Annotated in this window: 15 protein-coding genes; 14 read left to right on the forward strand and 1 reads right to left on the reverse strand. The window is 41.6% G+C overall.

Annotated elements, in window-relative coordinates; translation table 11 throughout:
• Positions 1-3 precede the first annotated feature (3 nt).
• The 9 genes from PLF31_00115 to PLF31_00155 all read left to right on the forward strand — a co-directional run bounded on the left by PLF31_00115 (position 4) and on the right by PLF31_00155 (position 10,247).
• Complete coding sequence (locus PLF31_00115; GenBank protein HRH25867.1) at positions 4-990, forward strand: DUF5671 domain-containing protein; 987 nt, start codon at positions 4-6, stop codon at positions 988-990.
• Entirely contained in the window at positions 974-3,532 is a 2,559-nt protein-coding gene (leuS, locus tag PLF31_00120; protein ID HRH25868.1) for a leucine--tRNA ligase, read from the forward strand. Before PLF31_00115 ends, leuS begins: the two co-directional genes overlap by 17 nt.
• An 80-nt stretch (positions 3,533-3,612) precedes the next feature.
• Positions 3,613-4,650, forward strand: coding sequence for a sigma factor-like helix-turn-helix DNA-binding protein (locus PLF31_00125; GenBank protein HRH25869.1), 1,038 nt, complete (start codon positions 3,613-3,615; stop codon positions 4,648-4,650).
• Between the two features lie 62 nt (positions 4,651-4,712).
• Entirely contained in the window at positions 4,713-5,948 is a 1,236-nt protein-coding gene (locus PLF31_00130; GenBank protein HRH25870.1) for a hypothetical protein, read from the forward strand.
• 1 nt (position 5,949) lies between these two features.
• Positions 5,950-6,900 (forward strand): endolytic transglycosylase MltG, encoded by a 951-nt coding sequence (gene mltG / locus PLF31_00135; GenBank protein HRH25871.1) that lies wholly within the window; start codon positions 5,950-5,952, stop codon positions 6,898-6,900.
• Between the two features lie 9 nt (positions 6,901-6,909).
• Positions 6,910-7,974, forward strand: coding sequence for a tRNA 2-thiouridine(34) synthase MnmA (gene mnmA / locus PLF31_00140; protein ID HRH25872.1), 1,065 nt, complete (start codon positions 6,910-6,912; stop codon positions 7,972-7,974).
• Positions 7,962-8,801 (forward strand): YraN family protein, encoded by an 840-nt coding sequence (locus tag PLF31_00145; GenBank protein ID HRH25873.1) that lies wholly within the window; start codon positions 7,962-7,964, stop codon positions 8,799-8,801. Before mnmA ends, PLF31_00145 begins: the two co-directional genes overlap by 13 nt.
• 28 nt (positions 8,802-8,829) lie before the next feature.
• Positions 8,830-9,354, forward strand: a complete 525-nt coding sequence (locus tag PLF31_00150) for a hypothetical protein (protein ID HRH25874.1) — start codon at positions 8,830-8,832, stop codon at positions 9,352-9,354.
• A 20-nt stretch (positions 9,355-9,374) separates the two neighbouring features.
• Positions 9,375-10,247: a PD-(D/E)XK nuclease family protein gene (locus PLF31_00155; GenBank protein HRH25875.1), complete on the forward strand. Its 873-nt coding sequence runs from the start codon at positions 9,375-9,377 to the stop codon at positions 10,245-10,247.
• Between the two features lie 56 nt (positions 10,248-10,303).
• Here PLF31_00155 and PLF31_00160 read toward each other — a convergent pair whose 3' ends face one another.
• A complete protein-coding gene (locus PLF31_00160; protein HRH25876.1) occupies positions 10,304-10,543 on the reverse strand; it encodes a hypothetical protein in 240 nt (79 codons plus the stop codon).
• A 134-nt stretch (positions 10,544-10,677) separates the two neighbouring features.
• On the opposite strand from PLF31_00160, the gene PLF31_00165 reads away from it, so the two are divergent.
• The 5 genes from PLF31_00165 (at position 10,678) to PLF31_00185 (ending at position 16,305) form a co-directional block, all read left to right on the forward strand.
• On the forward strand, positions 10,678-11,280 hold the full coding sequence (locus tag PLF31_00165; protein ID HRH25877.1) for a uracil-DNA glycosylase: 603 nt from the start codon (positions 10,678-10,680) through the stop codon (positions 11,278-11,280).
• A gap of 56 nt (positions 11,281-11,336) precedes the next feature.
• Positions 11,337-11,783: a hypothetical protein gene (locus tag PLF31_00170; GenBank protein HRH25878.1), complete on the forward strand. Its 447-nt coding sequence runs from the start codon at positions 11,337-11,339 to the stop codon at positions 11,781-11,783.
• 87 nt (positions 11,784-11,870) lie between these two features.
• Positions 11,871-13,646, forward strand: coding sequence for an alanine--tRNA ligase (locus tag PLF31_00175; protein HRH25879.1), 1,776 nt, complete (start codon positions 11,871-11,873; stop codon positions 13,644-13,646).
• 39 nt (positions 13,647-13,685) lie between these two features.
• The gene (locus tag PLF31_00180; protein HRH25880.1) at positions 13,686-14,834 is read left to right on the forward strand and encodes a hypothetical protein; all 1,149 of its coding nucleotides are present in this window, start codon (positions 13,686-13,688) and stop codon (positions 14,832-14,834) included.
• Positions 14,835-14,871: 37 nt separating this feature from the next.
• Positions 14,872-16,305 (forward strand): hypothetical protein, encoded by a 1,434-nt coding sequence (locus PLF31_00185; GenBank protein ID HRH25881.1) that lies wholly within the window; start codon positions 14,872-14,874, stop codon positions 16,303-16,305.
• The last annotated feature ends 32 nt before the right edge of the window (positions 16,306-16,337 follow it).

Genomic DNA, 16,337 nt, shown 5'->3' on the forward strand with positions numbered 1-16,337 from the left:
CTCATGAATACACATTCCGGGCGTTCTTTCTTTATCCACATGGGCATGTTGTGGGGACTCGTAGTTACTGTTTTTGCATTACTCAGCATTGATTTTTCAGCTATTAATCTTAATTTTCCTGACTCATTAGACCGGTACGGAAATTACTACTACTCATATAAATCAACACTTGATGCAATGCGTATGGCAGTTTCTGTCCTTGTATTTGCACTTCCTGTATACCTCATTCTTGCGTGGCTAGGTTATAGGACTGTTAAAAGTGGTGCACCTGTAGTTGATGGTGTGAATCGTTTTCCAATTCTTGGTGTGTCTCGCTGGATTGTGTATCTCCTTGTCTCTGTCACAATCGCAATTGCACTTGGAACGCTTTCAACGCTTGTGTATAAGTTCCTCGGAGGAGAAGTGACAACTCGATTTGTACTTAAGTGTCTTGTTCTACTTGTGGTAATGGCAGTTTCAACTGTGTATTACTTCGAGTCTCTCCGTCTCGGACAATCAAAACTCGCGCTCCAGATTCACTCTGCTATTATCGCGCTTCTTGTGATCATCTCTGTTGTTATTGGTTTCGTGTACATTGGTTCCCCAATGGATCAACGAGCACTCGAGCTTGATGAGCAACGTTCAAGCGCGTTGTCACAAGTTGATCAAGCAATACAAATGTTTGCTGAGTCTCAGCGTAAACTACCAACAACAGTTGACGAGGCAAATATTGCGAACTATGGAGGAAAAACAAACTTTACTGACCCTGTTACAGGTAAGGAGTTTGAATACAAAGTGGTTTCTAGCACCGAATACCAAGTTTGTGCCACGTTTGAAGTTGATACAACACGCTTTGAGGATATGGACAATTCAGGGATGTATGGAGGATATGAAACTTTCATATCTCACCCAGCTGGCAAGCACTGCTTTGATCGATCGGTGGTATTTCCACAGACGAATAATGGCTTTGTGCAGCCAATAATGCCTGCACCATATGAAGTACGACCATAATAAAGTAGAAAAACAAACACAACGACAGTGGGAAAAAGATAAAACGTACCAAGCACCTAAAAAACCCAGAGATGGTAAGAAGTTTTTTGGGTTGATCGAGTTCCCGTACCCATCAGGAGAAGGTCTTCACGTTGGCCACATTCGTAGTAACACGGCTATGGATATCATTTCCCGCAAACGTCGCATGGAAGGATTTGATGTTTTGTACCCAATCGGTTGGGATGCCTTTGGGTTACCAACTGAGCAATACGCCATCAAGACAGGAATACATCCAAAGATAGTTACAAAGAAAAATACTGATAACTTCAGGAAGCAATTAAAGGCACTCGGCTTTTCTTTTGATTGGAGCAGAGAAATAAATACTACAGATCCAGAATATTACAAATTCACCCAGTGGATTTTCCTTCAATTGTTCAAGCACGGACTCGCATTCCAAAAGGAAACATTGGTGTGGTGGTGTGACGCACTTGGTACTGTACTTGCAAACGAAGAAGTTATAGATGGAAAAAGTGAACGAGGTGGTTTCCCGTGTGTACGTATTCCACTTTCACAGTGGATGCTCGCGATTACTAAATATGCTGCTCGACTTGATGCTGATCTTGAAGGAACAAACTTCCTTGAAAATATCAAAACCCAACAGAGAAATTGGATTGGTAAAAGTGAAGGTGGAGGATTCTCGTTTCCAATCGAAGGCTCATCTGAATCAATTGATATATTCACGTCACGACCGGATACACTTTATGGAGTTACATACCTCGTGGTTGCCCCAGAGCACCCGTTAGTTTCTCGACTCATTACAAACGAGGTTCCTAAAGTAACACTTACAAACATCCCAGCAGTTGAGAAATACATCCGAGAAGCACATTTAAAGAGTGATTTAGAGCGTGCTGAGGCGAAGACAAAAAGTGGTGTAGTGCTTGAAGGGGTATATGTACTTCATCCAGCAACCGGTGAGCGTGTTTCTGTGTGGGTAGCTGACTATGTCCTTGCTGATTATGGAACTGGAGCGATTATGGCAGTTCCTGCACACGATGAACGAGATCTAGAGTTCGCAAAGTTATATAACTTACCGGTAAAGACGGTGGTTGTTGATGATGCACTTGTTGACTCAAAAGAATTTTCTGGAACGACGACGCAAGAGGCAAAGAAAAAAATTACTGAAAAATTTGGAAAGGCAGTTACCACCTTTAAGTTACGTGACTGGGTATTTTCACGGCAGCGATATTGGGGAGAACCATTTCCAATTGTATGGATCAGTGCTGAGGACTACACGAAAATTTCAGTTGACTCAAAAGTTGGAGCCATACTTCCAAAAGAAGCAGTTACCGCAAGAAAGGGTGGCAAAGAAGTTCGCGCTGTCCCTATTCCTGAAAAATTCTTACCAGTTGAACTACCTAACGTAAAAGATTTTGCACCAAAAGGAGATGGTAAAAGTGCCCTTGGAACTGCAGAAGATTGGTTGCATGTATTCTATAACCTAGAAACTGGAGAAACTATTCCTGTTAAGTCACTTAAAGGAAAGACAATTACCAAAAACAAGGCCAAGAATGTGCCCGCAAGCTCCAAATGGGCTCTAGGTGTGAGGGAAACTGACACTATGCCTAACTGGGCGGGTTCAAGTTGGTACTGGCTCAGATTTGCTGATTCAAAAAATAGCAAAGCTATCGGTGCTCCTGAAGTGCTTTCAGCGTGGAATCCAGTGGATTGGTACAACGGTGGAATGGAGCATGTGACATTACACCTCCTTTATTCACGTTTCTGGCACAAATTTCTTTTTGATATTGGTGTAGTTCCAACATCAGAACCGTTTGCTAAAAGAACTGCCCACGGCATGATTTTGGCTGAAGGTGGAGTGAAGATGTCTAAGTCACTTGGTAACGTAGTCTCACCAGATAGTCTAGTTAAACTCTATGGAGCTGACACACTCCGTGTGTATGAGATGTTTGCTGGTCCATTTGACCAACCATTTGCTTGGAGTACTGAAAACATGATCGGTTCACGCCGGTTTATTGAACGTGTCTGGAAGTGTGGAATCTTGATTAAAAATGCCTCTGCCTCAAAAGCGCAGCCAAGTGAAGTGTTGGAGCGGATCGTAAATCTTGCCATACAAAAGATTGGAGCGGACATTGAGAACATGCAATTCAATACAGCAATTTCAACACTTATGATTGCAATTAACGCCTTTGATGATGAGTTGAAAAATGGAACCTCTGTGCCAAAGGTCTTATATGTGGAATATCTAAAACTTGTAGCTCCATTTGCACCTCATATTGCTGAAGTACTTTGGAAGCATTTGGGAGGAAAAGGCACAATCCATCTTGCTCCATGGCCACAATTTGACCCTACAAAGATTGTTGAAAAGACAAAAATAGTAGTAGTGCAAGTTAACGGGAAGGTGCGAGGGGAGATGGCAATTTCTCCTGATGCAACCCAAGAGCTGGTTGAAAAAGAGGCAGCAGACATCGTTAAACAATGGCTCCTTGGGAAGGAGATCAGGAAGGTGATCTATGTGCCAGGAAGGATTGTGAATTTTGTTCTGTAATACCTGTTAGAAGTTATCCACATTTGTCCAGATAGTGTCTATATTTGACACTTTATGTAATTTGTAGTAAATTATTATCCATGCCAACCGCAACACTAACCATAAAGCCTAAGCAGGTCGTCAAAAAGCTTGTTTCTGTGCTCTCAGAACGTGCCCGTGATGTGATTATTTCCCGTTATGGTCTTGGAAAGGACAATGAACGGATGACGCTTGACGCTATTGGAAAGCGTTACGGTATTACCCGTGAACGTGTTCGACAGATCGAAAACCATGCTCTCATGGCAATTCGTAAGTCAAAGCCATATACTGATGAACAACCTGCATTTGCAGAGCTTGAAAAGGCAATTAAGGACTTTGGTGGTATCACTACTGAAGCAGATATTCTCGCGCACATCAGTAAAGACAAGAGTGTTCAAAACCACCTCCACCTCATCTTGGTACTAGGACAGCAATTCAAGAAACTCAAAGAAGACGATCATTTTAATGAACGATGGCACATCGACGATAACCTTGCGGATATTGTCCACATGTCACTCCATAAGCTCTACGAAAGCCTCACGGATGAAGAACTCATTGCTGAGCAAGACATTATTGGAAAATTCCTTGAAAACCTCACAACAGTAGGTGCTGAATATAAAAACGAAGAAATCCTTAAGCGATGGCTTCGAATTTCAAAGCGTATCGGCAAAAACCCACTCGGTGAATGGGGTGTTGCTCACTCTCCAAACGTAAACGCTAAAGGTATGCGTGACTATGCATTCCTTGTGCTACGAAAACATGGTTCTCCAATTCACTTCACAGAAGTTGCAAAGAAAATTAGCAAAGTGTTCGGAAAGAAGGCACACGTTGCCACAACTCATAACGAGCTTATCAAGGATCCTCGATTCGTACTCGTTGGACGAGGACTCTATGCACTTAAGGAATGGGGATACATCTCAGGAGTTGTTAAGGATGTTATCCAGAAAGTTTTAAGTGAACACGGACCACTTAAAAAGGAAGATATTATCGACCGAGTACTCAAAGAGCGATATGTTAAAGAAAATACTATCCTTGTAAATCTCCAGAACCAAAAGCTGTTCAAGAGAGATAAAGAAGGAAGGTACTCACTCTCTAACTAATAGACTGATTCACAGAAATACAAACCGACCGCAAGGTCGGTTTTGTGTACATGCTAATATATATGGACATGGACTTTGCGTTCGGATTTCTGTCAGACATTTTCAACGGGCTACGCCTTGTCGCCCCATTTATTCCTGTATTACTTTTCGTAGCAGCTATACTTATTTTCTGGGACGCCTGGAAAGATTATGCGCAAGCAAAGTTTGCAGATAAAAATCCCAAAATACTCCTTGAGGTAAAGCTTCCTCAAAACATCTTAAAAACCCCACTCGCGATGGAGTTGTTCTTGACGTCACTGTATATGACTTCTCGTGAGTCGACATGGATAGATAGAAACATTAAAGGGCAGTCACGCCCAATATTTTCCCTTGAACTCGTGTCTCTCGGTGGAGAGATTCACTTTTTCATTTGGACCGAGCAAGGTCTTAAGGATATTGTTGAATCTCAAATTTACGCACAATACCCAGACGTTGAAATATCTGAAATTGTAGATTACACAAAAGCAATTAGCTTTACTCCTGGTCAAAACGATCTGTTCGGTATCGAATTTACCAAGCTCGCTGCAAGTCCTATTCCAATTAAGACATATATCGATTACGGCCTAGATAAGCAACAAGAAGAAGAGAACAAGATTGACCCAATGACACCACTTTTGGAATTCCTTGGATCGCTCAGGCCTGGAGAACAAGTGTGGATCCAAATTGTCATGCGAGCGCACAAGAAGGAAAAAACAGTATTTGTGAAAGACAAAAAGACAGGTAAAACTTCTCGAAAAAAGGTGGACTGGGCAGACGAAGCACAAAAAGAAAAGCAGAAGATTTTGGATTCTCTTGCAAGTGATAAGGAAAAATTTCCTCGTATCGCAACCAAAGGTGAAGCTGATAAGCTCGCTGCAATTGATCGAAGCGTGTCCAAGCTTCCATTTGATGCTGGAATTCGGGCAATTTACTACGGTGAAACCCCAACTGCGCTTCGTGGTGTAGGTCGTGGGGGGCTCATGGGATCTGTACGACAATTTAATTCGAATACGATGAATAGCTTTGGACCAAACAATGGAACAAACTACGATTACCCATGGCAAGATTTTAAAAACATGCGAGTGAACAAAGACAAGAAGAAAATGCTTGATTTGTATAAGCGCCGTGCGTTCTTTGGTGTTTGGAAGCGAAAAACATTTGTCATGAATACTGAAGAGATCGCAACCATGTTCCACTTCCCAGGTCTTGTTGCTACAACTCCAAACTTGCCACGCATTATGTCTAAGCGTTCAAATCCACCATCAAATTTGCCTATATAGCATGATGTACGCAAAAAAAAGATATCTCATTGTAGGAATTGCTATTGCCTGTGTATGTATACTTGCCGCGCTATACACGGTGATCCCTGTTCGTGTTCCTGAAAACACGGTTATAGAAATTTCTCCAGGTATGTCACTTGACGCTGCTGCGTCTCGCCTTAAGGACGGTGGGGTAATTAGAAGTGAATCATTTTTTAAGATCCTGGTAATCCTTGAAGCAAAAGAAAAAGGAATTCGAGAAGGATTTTATACATTCAGTGGAACAATTGGAACCCCAACAGTTGCACGCCGCGTGATCGATGGTGAGTATGGAATTGAATCTATCTCTATAACAATTCCAGAAGGTACTCCACGAAAAGACATGGCAAGTATATTTGAAAAACAGTTGCGTGGATTTTCTGCTGATGAATTTATGACATTAACAGAAGGAAAAGAAGGATACCTATTCCCAGATACCTATATTTTCCTTCCACAAGCTCGTACAGATGATGTAATTAGGAAACTCGAGGAAACATACAAAGAAAAAGTTGCCTCTCTCCAAGGTGAAATTCAACGTTCAGGAAGGACTGAGGAAGATATTATTACAATGGCATCAATCCTCGAAGGTGAAGCGCGTCAATATGAAACACGTCGTATTGTTGCAGGAATTTTATGGAAACGGATTAAAGAAGGAATGCCGCTTCAAGTTGATGCAGTATTTGTCTACAGCATTGGAAAAAACTCAGCAGAATTATCAGAAGCAGACCTCTTGGCTGATTTTCCATACAATACATACACAAGAAAAGGTTTACCTCCGACTCCAATTGGAAACCCAGGTGTTGAGTCAATTCAAGCAGCGCTTCGTCCACAGGCAACGCCATACTATTACTTCCTCACAGACGATGATGGAAACATGCGATACGCACGTACTCACGACGAACACGTGCTTAACAAGCGGAAGTATCTAGATTAAGATACGCGGATGAAGAAACGGGCACTAAAAGTCTTTGTTGGCCTCTCAGGAGGGGTAGACAGTGCTGTTTCAGCGTACCTACTACAAAAAGCTGGGCACGACGTTACAGGTGTGTTTATCAAGGGCTGGTACCCAGAGTGGCTTCCATGTACTTGGAGAGAAGAGAGAAGAGACGCAATGCGTGTTGCTGCACACCTCGGGATTTCATTTCTAACATGCGACGCTGAAGCAGAGTATCGAGATTCTGTGGCACACCATATGATTGCTGAATATAAAGCAGGAAGGACACCGAATCCGGATGTGCTTTGTAACAAAGAAATTAAATTTGGAACTTTTTTTCGCTTTGCGCTCAATCATGGAGCTGATGTAATTGCCACTGGCCACTATGCACAAGTTTCAGATGGGGTACTCAAAGAAGGAGTGGACAAAGAAAAAGATCAAAGTTATTTTCTATGGACTATTCCTGGAGAGATACTACAGAAAGTTATGTTTCCAATTGGAGGATATAAAAAATCTGTCGTACGAACGTTTGCTACAAAGGCTGGATTGCCAAATGCACAAAAAAAAGACAGTCAAGGAATCTGCTTCTTGGGTGAAGTAGACATGAAAGAATTCTTACGACATTACATCCCATCCGAAAAGGGTCTGGTGTTCGATGTACACGGAAACACCATTGGTGAACACGATGGTGCTACATTTTTTACAATCGGAGAAAGACACGGCTTTATCCTCTACACCCCATCACCAACACCACTCTATGTGGTCGCAAAAGATATTGCCGCAAACACAATTACCGTATCCGCTCGAATTACAGGAGATGTTTCAACAAAGACAAAAAAGATCGAACTACAAGATCTTGTCCTTCGAAAGGAACTCACTGAGTCAGATACTGTGTTAGTGCGCATTAGATATAGACAAGAGCCACAGACAGGCACTTTAAAACATGTAGGGTCAGGAAGTATGACAATAACTTTTGATACAGCACAAGACGGAGTGGCGCCAGGGCAATCGGCAGTTATCTACATCAAAGACGAATGTGTTGGAGGAGGTATAATCCGTACATGCAGATCATAAAGTCGGGAGGAGGAAAGGAAGATTTCAGCAGAGAAAAATTACTACGTTTTTTACGAGCTACTGGTGCGGCTTCAGCGATTGCTGAAGAAATTGCTGGGAATATTGAATTGAAATTACATGAGGGGATGACTACCTCAGAAATTTATGAGTTGGCGTACCATGAACTTAAGTCAAAAGGTAGCTTCCATCCACCAAAGTATTCACTCAAACATGCGGTCTCAATGCTCGGGCCAACTGGATTTCCTTTTGAGCAGTTTGTAGCAAGAGTGTTTGAGCAACAAGGATATAAAGTTCTATTAGATCAATATCTCCGCGGTGAGTGCGCGATGCATGAAGTTGATGTTATTGCGTTTAATGACAAGGAATTAATTGTATGTGAAATTAAATTCCATAATGAACTTGGTATTAAGTCTGATTTGAAAGTTGCGCTCTATGTAAAGGCGCGTTTCGATGACTTACTCAACCAATCGATCGATATTCTTGGTGTACCACGAAAAATGACAACAGGAATGCTTATTACCAATACAAAATTTACACTTTCCGCACTTGAGTATGCAATGTGTAAAGGATTAAACTTGATTGGGTGGAACACTCCACCAGGAAAGGGGTTGGAATATTTCATTACCACCTTGAATTTATATCCAATCACACTCATTTCAACTCTTTCGCATGTTCAAAAGCAGCAGCTCATTGCTCAGGGAATGATGCTTGTTTCAGATATATTAGATAAGCAGGAGATTGTTGAAAAAGTCCTTCAGTTGACCCCTGAGGACACCCAGGCGGTGCTTGCCGAGGCTCGCTCGCTTTTCCCAACAAAAGGTCTATAATTACCCCTGTAATTAGTAATAAAACCGTATGAATAAAAACACAGCAACAATCGTTATTTCAGGACTGATCGGTCTAATTGTGGGTATTGCACTTACATGGGGCTTTATGCAAGACGACCAGAAAATGCCGGAAAGACTAGATGATACTGAAAACGCATCTACAACAGTAACAGTTTCAGAAAACACAGATACAACAGCAAATACAACAAACAATACAAATACAAGTTCTCCAGCATCAGTAAATACTGATCTTGAAGTTGCTGACCAAGATGCAGGAATGAGTGTACTTGCAAAGGCAACAGTCTCAGTTCCAACATGGGTTGTAATTACTGAAGATGTTTCAGGTCAACAAGGAAGGATTCTTGGAGCACGACTATATTTCCCCGGTTCACCAGAAGGAAAAGTTGAACTTCTACGTGCTACTACAGAAGGTGCAACATACCACGCTGTAATTTACACAGACAATGGTGACAAAAAGTTTGATCACAAAGTAGATGCTCCAGCACGAACATCAACTGGTGCTTTTCTTGAAGAGACATTTAAGGCTGAATAGTATAATTATTCTTCGAACGAGTGGCAGATTCATTTAAAAAAGGTTACTTTAGAAGAACAAGAGGGCTCTTCGATCCTGCATCGAAAGAGCCTTTTCGTTTAAGTAGATCAAAGGTTGACCTTTTTATTGAGTGTCCACGTTGTTTTTACCTAGACCAACGACTTGGCATTGGCCGCCCAAAGTCATTTCCATTTAACCTCAACAATGCAGTTGATACACTCTTAAAGAAAGAGTTTGATACTCACCGTGCCGCAGAAACTCCGCATCCATTAATGGAACAATACGGTATTAAAGCTGTTCCATTCAAAGACCCCAGGATGGAAGAGTGGCGTGATGCTTTAAAGCGAGGTGTCAGTTATAACTACAGGCCAGCAAACCTCATTCTTCGTGGAGGAATCGATGATGCGTGGATGGGTGAAGATGGCTCACTTATCATTGTTGACTACAAAGCGACAAGCAAGGATGGGGAAGTTAATATTGATGCTGAGTGGCAACACGGATACAAGCGCCAGATGGAGATATATCAATGGCTCTTTAAGATGAATGATTTTAAAGTCTCACCGATTGGATATTTCGTATATGTAAATGGAAAAACTGACGCAGCAGCTTTTGATGCGAAGTTAGAGTTTGACGTAAGTGTCATTCCATACGAGGGTTCAACGGATTGGATTCCAGCAACACTTGAAACACTGGCAAAGTGTTTACGTGACGATCGTATTCCAAAGCGAAAGGACACCTGTGAATATTGTGGATACTCAGAAGCCTTATTGTCAGTTTCCGCACCAGTTACTTCTCAAAAAGTACAAGTTACGGAAGAGAAGGTACCAACGAAAGGAAGTAAGGTGACTAAAAAGACACCTGATATTAAAACAGTTGATTCGCTATTTGAATAAGGAAACCCGCCACTTGTTATGGCGGGTGAATGGGGGGGTGGAACAATCCAATCTTCTTATGAGATTGGTTCACCGAGTTTTTCTTTCAGCATCCTGAACCGGTTATACCGTTCAGGAAGAATGGTGAATGTAATCATCCACATTCTTCTTGTGCAATCTCGGTGCGTGTCGTTGCTAATACTAGCGAACTCCAGGAGTAGACTCTTGATTTCTTCCTGAGTCTGAGTCAGGTCCGCATTCAATTCTTCCGTTGTCGGAAACCAGTGTCGACGGATGTTGTGTACCCGGGTTGCCACAGTCGCAATAAGGATAGCAAGCATAGCTCTCCTTTGTTTGAACTTATGATATATATTATACCATATATACTTGTTGATAGTCAATGGATTAATTAAATTATACGTATAAAAACGTTTGATACGATACATATGCAATGAAAGACCTCACATGTAAAAAAACAGAATTGATGAAAGAGGTTAGAGATGAAATTCTTGCTTTTAAAAAATCTCCTTTATACAAACATCGAATTGAAAATAACTATTTTCCTGTAATTGGCGAAGGTAGCTACGATGCATCTATTGTTTTCATAGGCGAAGCCCCAGGAAAAAACGAAGCACTTACAGCAAAACCATTTTGTGGGGCATCAGGAAGAATACTCGACGAACTTCTTGCGCCAATCGGAATGGATAGGACAAAAATTTATGTAACAAATATTGTAAAAGATAGACCTCCAGAAAATAGAGATCCGACTCCTAGGGAAATCGCACTATACTCACCATTTCTTGATAGACAAATTGAAATCATCCAACCTAAGGTAATTGTGACCTTAGGTAGATTCTCTATGCTACATATCATGAATTCATATGGGGTACCTATCGAACCAATTTCAAAAGCACATGGAAAAAAGTTTGTAGCCAGGGCACCTCATGGGGAAGTTGATTTTATCCCGCTATACCACCCCGCTATGGCGCTATACAACCCAAATCTAAAAAAAACACTGATTGAAGATGCGAAAATACTTATAGAATATATCTAACTGTAATATTGACAAATCAATATTTAATGGTATTCTTGTAACTAAAGGAGGTTTGTGTGGATAAACAAACCGAAATTCGCGGAAAGATCTTTCAAATTAAAAAGGAGCTACATACGTGGCTCGTACAACAAAAACTAATTAACAAAGGAGACAGGATTCCAATGGAAGTTGTGATTGAGTTAACATCACAACTAACATCTAACGGCCCAAGTTCAGTAGAATTTTCAGGCTTGCTAAAGATGAAAATTCTAGACTTCTTCACTGAAGAACGAATGACTCTTGCTGGCGTTAACACGAGCTACCTTGCTCGCATCAAGTTCTTGGAGGATCCTAAGCGGTACGTCAAGTGTGATTCGAGTGATTGCGCGCCGGAGATTGTGCTTGTTCAAGACCTCTACACCGCAGGTGCTACTAAGATCTTGAGATTCGCAAGTTTTGGAACTTCAACACTCCAAATGATGAGCCAGGTACTTGTTTCGGTAGGACTCAAGGAAATTACATAGGGGAGTTGTTCTTAAGGGCGCGTTCAATGAACACGCCTTTTTTGTTATATATTATCGAAATTTTTATGCTAGATTAGTGTGATCAATATGACATCTAAAGAAGTACGAAACCGGTTCTTGGCTTTTTTTGAAAAACGCGGACATGCAATATTACCGTCTGCGTCGTTAGTGCCTGAAAACGACCCAACAGTTCTCTTCAATACTGCTGGTATGCAGCCATTGGTTCCATATCTTATGGGAAGACCGCATCCACTAGGAGACAAACTCGCAAATATTCAGAAATGTGTCCGAACAGGTGACATTGATGATATTGGAGACAATACCCACTTAACATTTTTTGAAATGATGGGTAACTGGTCTTTAGGCAGCTATTTTAAAGAAGATGCTATTAAATGGAGCTTCGAACTCCTTACATCTAAAGAGGAAGGTTTTGGTCTTGATCCAAAACGCTTGTACGTAACAGTATTTGCAGGTGATGAGAATGCTGATCGTGATGAAGAAGCTGCAAGCATCTGGGAGTCCGTTGGTGTTCCACGACACAGAATATATTTTAAAGATGCAACCGCTAACTGGTGGCCAGCTGTAAAAGGAAAAGACACATGGACAGGCCCAACAGGACCTTGCACTGAGATGTTTTACGACCTAACAGTGGAAGGTTTGGGTGATTTAACGCCTGAGGAATATAACCAAGCTGACGAAGAACAAAAACTTGTCGAGATCTGGAACGATGTGTTCATGGAATTTGAAAAAAAAGAAGGAAAGATTGTTCGAAAGCTTGAAAAGAAAAATGTTGATACTGGATCAGGGCTAGAACGTATTTCCGCAGTACTGCAGAAAAAATCAAATGTCTTTGATACTGATGTGTTTAAACCAATCATGCACGTTGCCAAAGAACTTACAAGCGATATCCGAAAACAACGTATCATTTCAGACCATATTCGCACGGCAACATTCATGATTGCTGATGGTGTAATTCCTGCAAATACAGATCAAGGATATGTTCTACGTAGGATTATCCGTCGTATGGTGTTTAATACTGACTCAAAAACACTCTCCCAGACACATATCGAACGGTTGGTGACCATTCTTACTCAAAACTACGGTGAGTTTTATCCAAACATCGAGAACAATGGCGCTGTAATTGTTGCCGAGATCGCAAAAGAAGCAGAGAAATTCACAAAAGCACTTGATCAGGGAATGAAAGAGTTTGAAAAGATTTCTAAAGAGAATATTTCCGGTATAGATGCGTTCACTCTTTTCTCAAGCTATGGATTTCCAGTCGATTTAACAATTGAGCTAGCCAAGGCAAAAGGAGTCTCTGTTGATAAAGATGGATTTGATCTTGAACTTAAAAAACACCAAGATCTGTCACGAGTTGGTTCTGAGAAAAAATTTAAAGGAGGTCTCGGTGGCACAAGCCCTATGGAAGTGCGCTTTCACACAGCAACACATTTACTCAACGCTGCACTTAGAAACATATTAGGTGACCATGTGAGCCAACGTGGAAGCAATATCACTCCAGAACGACTACGTTTTGACTTCTCTCATACAGATAAACTTTCTCCTGAACAGAAAACTGCAGTTGAAACACTAGTCAACGGGTGGATCACGCAAGAACTAGACGTGACTCACGAAGAAATGAATAAGGATGTTGCACTTGAAAGTGGTGCAACACATGCATTTGGGGATAAATATGGTGATGTAGTCACCGTTTACACAATTGGACCCGTAAACTCTCCGATAAGTAAAGAATTTTGTGGCGGACCTCATGTTACAAACACACGTGAACTTGGAATATTTTCAATTCTCAAAGAAGAAGCAGTTGCCTCAGGTGTCCGCAGAATAAAAGCAGTGCTTAAGTAGCACACCTGATTTATTCTTGGTGCTATACTAATCTTTGAAATGGCATTTGATGTGCTACATGCGCTTTTTGATATACAGTCTGCATCCGTAGGTGCGATTGCTTTCACTCGTACCGCAGAAAACAAATTAAAAATATTTTTCTCACAAAGAGAAACTATCTCTGTCTCACTTACATCGTCTGAAGATGAGCGAATTGTAAAAACACGTCTTGCGTGTAAATCGCTTGGAGAGCAGATGGCGAAAGTACTGCCATCATTTCCGGTATCTCTTGGATCAAGCCGTGCAATTCAATCAGCAACAATTGTATATAGTCCACTATGGAGCACGCTCCAGCCAATTCGTATAGATATTTTTAGAGATATGCCGTTTCTAGTTACAGAACGGTTTCTTTCATCACTTGCATCAAAGGAAAAGGAAGGAATAGCGAATGAACACAACATGAGGATGGTAAGGATGAGTTATGAACATGTACTTGTTAATGGGTATAAACTCCAGGACCCAGTTGGAAAGCAAGCGAATCGAATCCAAGGATTCATGCAGGTATCCTCTGTACACGAGAGGTTATCATCTGAAGTCGAGCGAACGATTCGATCTGCACTAAATATCCACGATATTGATGAATACACCGTCGGTGAGCTATATGCAAAAAGTATTGCAAAGATCGCTTCAACTCCATCCGGCCACTCAGGTTTAATCTATGTAGATGATGATATTACCTCCATTTTCTTCATCGATGACGCGTGCGTAACTGGTCAAAGTGACTTTCCAGCAGGATTACATCACCTCGCAAAAGAACTTTCACCAAACGATGACACACATTCAGTTGCTCTTTCTCTCTCACGACTTGGTCTTGATGGTGTAGGAGAGCCACAATGGACTGGCTCCATTAGAGCAAAGATTGAAAAACACGTTCAAGACTGGAAAGATTCATTTGAAACATCCCTCAGGCAAATGAAATCATCCGCAGTGGTCCCGCACACATTCTTCCTCATTGGAAGTGAGGGTTCTGTGTATATTTCTGAAGCGGTAAAAGAAGTTGAAACTGCATCATATGCAGGAAACCACGCTGACGAAATATCTATGGTTGAAATTGGAAAAGAGCTCTGCGCAGGCTTTATAGATCCTTCATCACCGCAAGCAGATCCTGCAGTTGTGTTTGCTGCGTGCGCGTTAAACACAGGAAAATAGTTGCGTATATCAATACTGGCGTATAATTATAAACATCATGCAAGACATCATTCCTCCAGATAAGCGATCAATTAGAAATGTTTCACTCCCAGGTCGTCCTCCGCAGCGAACAAGTGCCCCTGCCGAGCGACTATCATACCCTGGTTCAGAGGGGATTGTTTTTGATGAGGTCCATCAGTTAGATAAACCAAAAGAAGAGCAGCCAATCCAAGCTCCAAAAACTGATTACAGTCGACCGCATGTATATCAAGCTCCAATGTACGCACAGACTCCAGTTCCCGTTAAGACAGCTGCCCCCGCTCAATCGACTTCAGGATATGAATATGAAGGATATGAAAAGAAAAGTTCTTCTATTCGCTCATCAATTCGCTTTGGAATAACAGTTCTCGCGATTCTTGCATTTGCTGGTGCTGGATTTTATGCATATGCACAATATTACGGCGGTGCAACCGTCACTGTTCGTCCAAAACAAGAGCAAATCACCATTTCTGGCACCTATGAATTTAAAGAAGGAGAATTTAGGCACGATGAATCAGTTGAACAGGTGCAATTCACTGTTTTAGCCGGTGAGCCTGAGCAAGTGACAGAGCGAGCTGAAGGAACTATTACTATATATAACGAATTTGGCACAGGATCTCAGACATTTGTAAAAAACACTCGCTTCCAAACTCCATCAGGAAAGATATACAGAATACAGAATGCAGTTGTTGTGCCTGGATATAAGATGGTGGCAGGAAAGAAAGTGGCTGGGTCAGTTGACGCAGTAGTTACAGCTGATGCACCTGGAGAAGCATATAACCTTGCAACAGGTGATTTTAAGATTCCAGGACTTGAAGGTGATGAGCGATATGCAGGATTTTACGCGAAAGTTAAAACTCCTATCCAGGGCGGCTTTAGTGGTACACGAAATAAGGTGTCTCAAGCTGACGTGGCTGAAGCATATGCAACTGCAATTGAAAGCAGAAAGACAATAATGGCAGCTTCTGCCGGAGGGGATGGATTTGTAGCAATCCCATCACTTGTATTTACTGAACAAGATTCACCAAAGCAAACTGAAGTTTCAACTGCTGGAGAAGCAACATTTGTTGGAACCCTACGCACGCACTCAATCCGTCTTTCTGAAGAAGTACTCTCTGATTACCTTCTTGCACTCTCAAAAAAGAAGCAGACTAACGATGAACGTATTATGGTTAGCTCAGTAGACACCGTTACAGCAGAACCTGAGAAGAAAACACAAAGCCCTTGGACTGATACCGTACAGCGTCTAAGAATTTCAGGATCTGTCCCTGTTACGTGGTACTTTAATGAACAAAAACTTACCGAAGACCTAGCTGGAAAATCAAAAGACAACCTCTCAGGAGTGCTCGCAGCCTACACTGGAATTGAAGAAGCTGAGGCAATTGTAAGGCCATTTTGGAAAACTTCTTTCCCTACAGAACCGGGAGAAATTGAGGTAGTAAAGGCGGAATAATAGGTAACTGTTGACTACTAGCCCTGTTTTCT

The sequence above is a fragment of the Candidatus Paceibacterota bacterium genome, assembly GCA_035438625.1.
In the GTDB taxonomy this organism is placed as follows: Bacteria; Patescibacteriota; Minisyncoccia; order Phycocordibacterales; family DAORIS01; genus DAORIS01.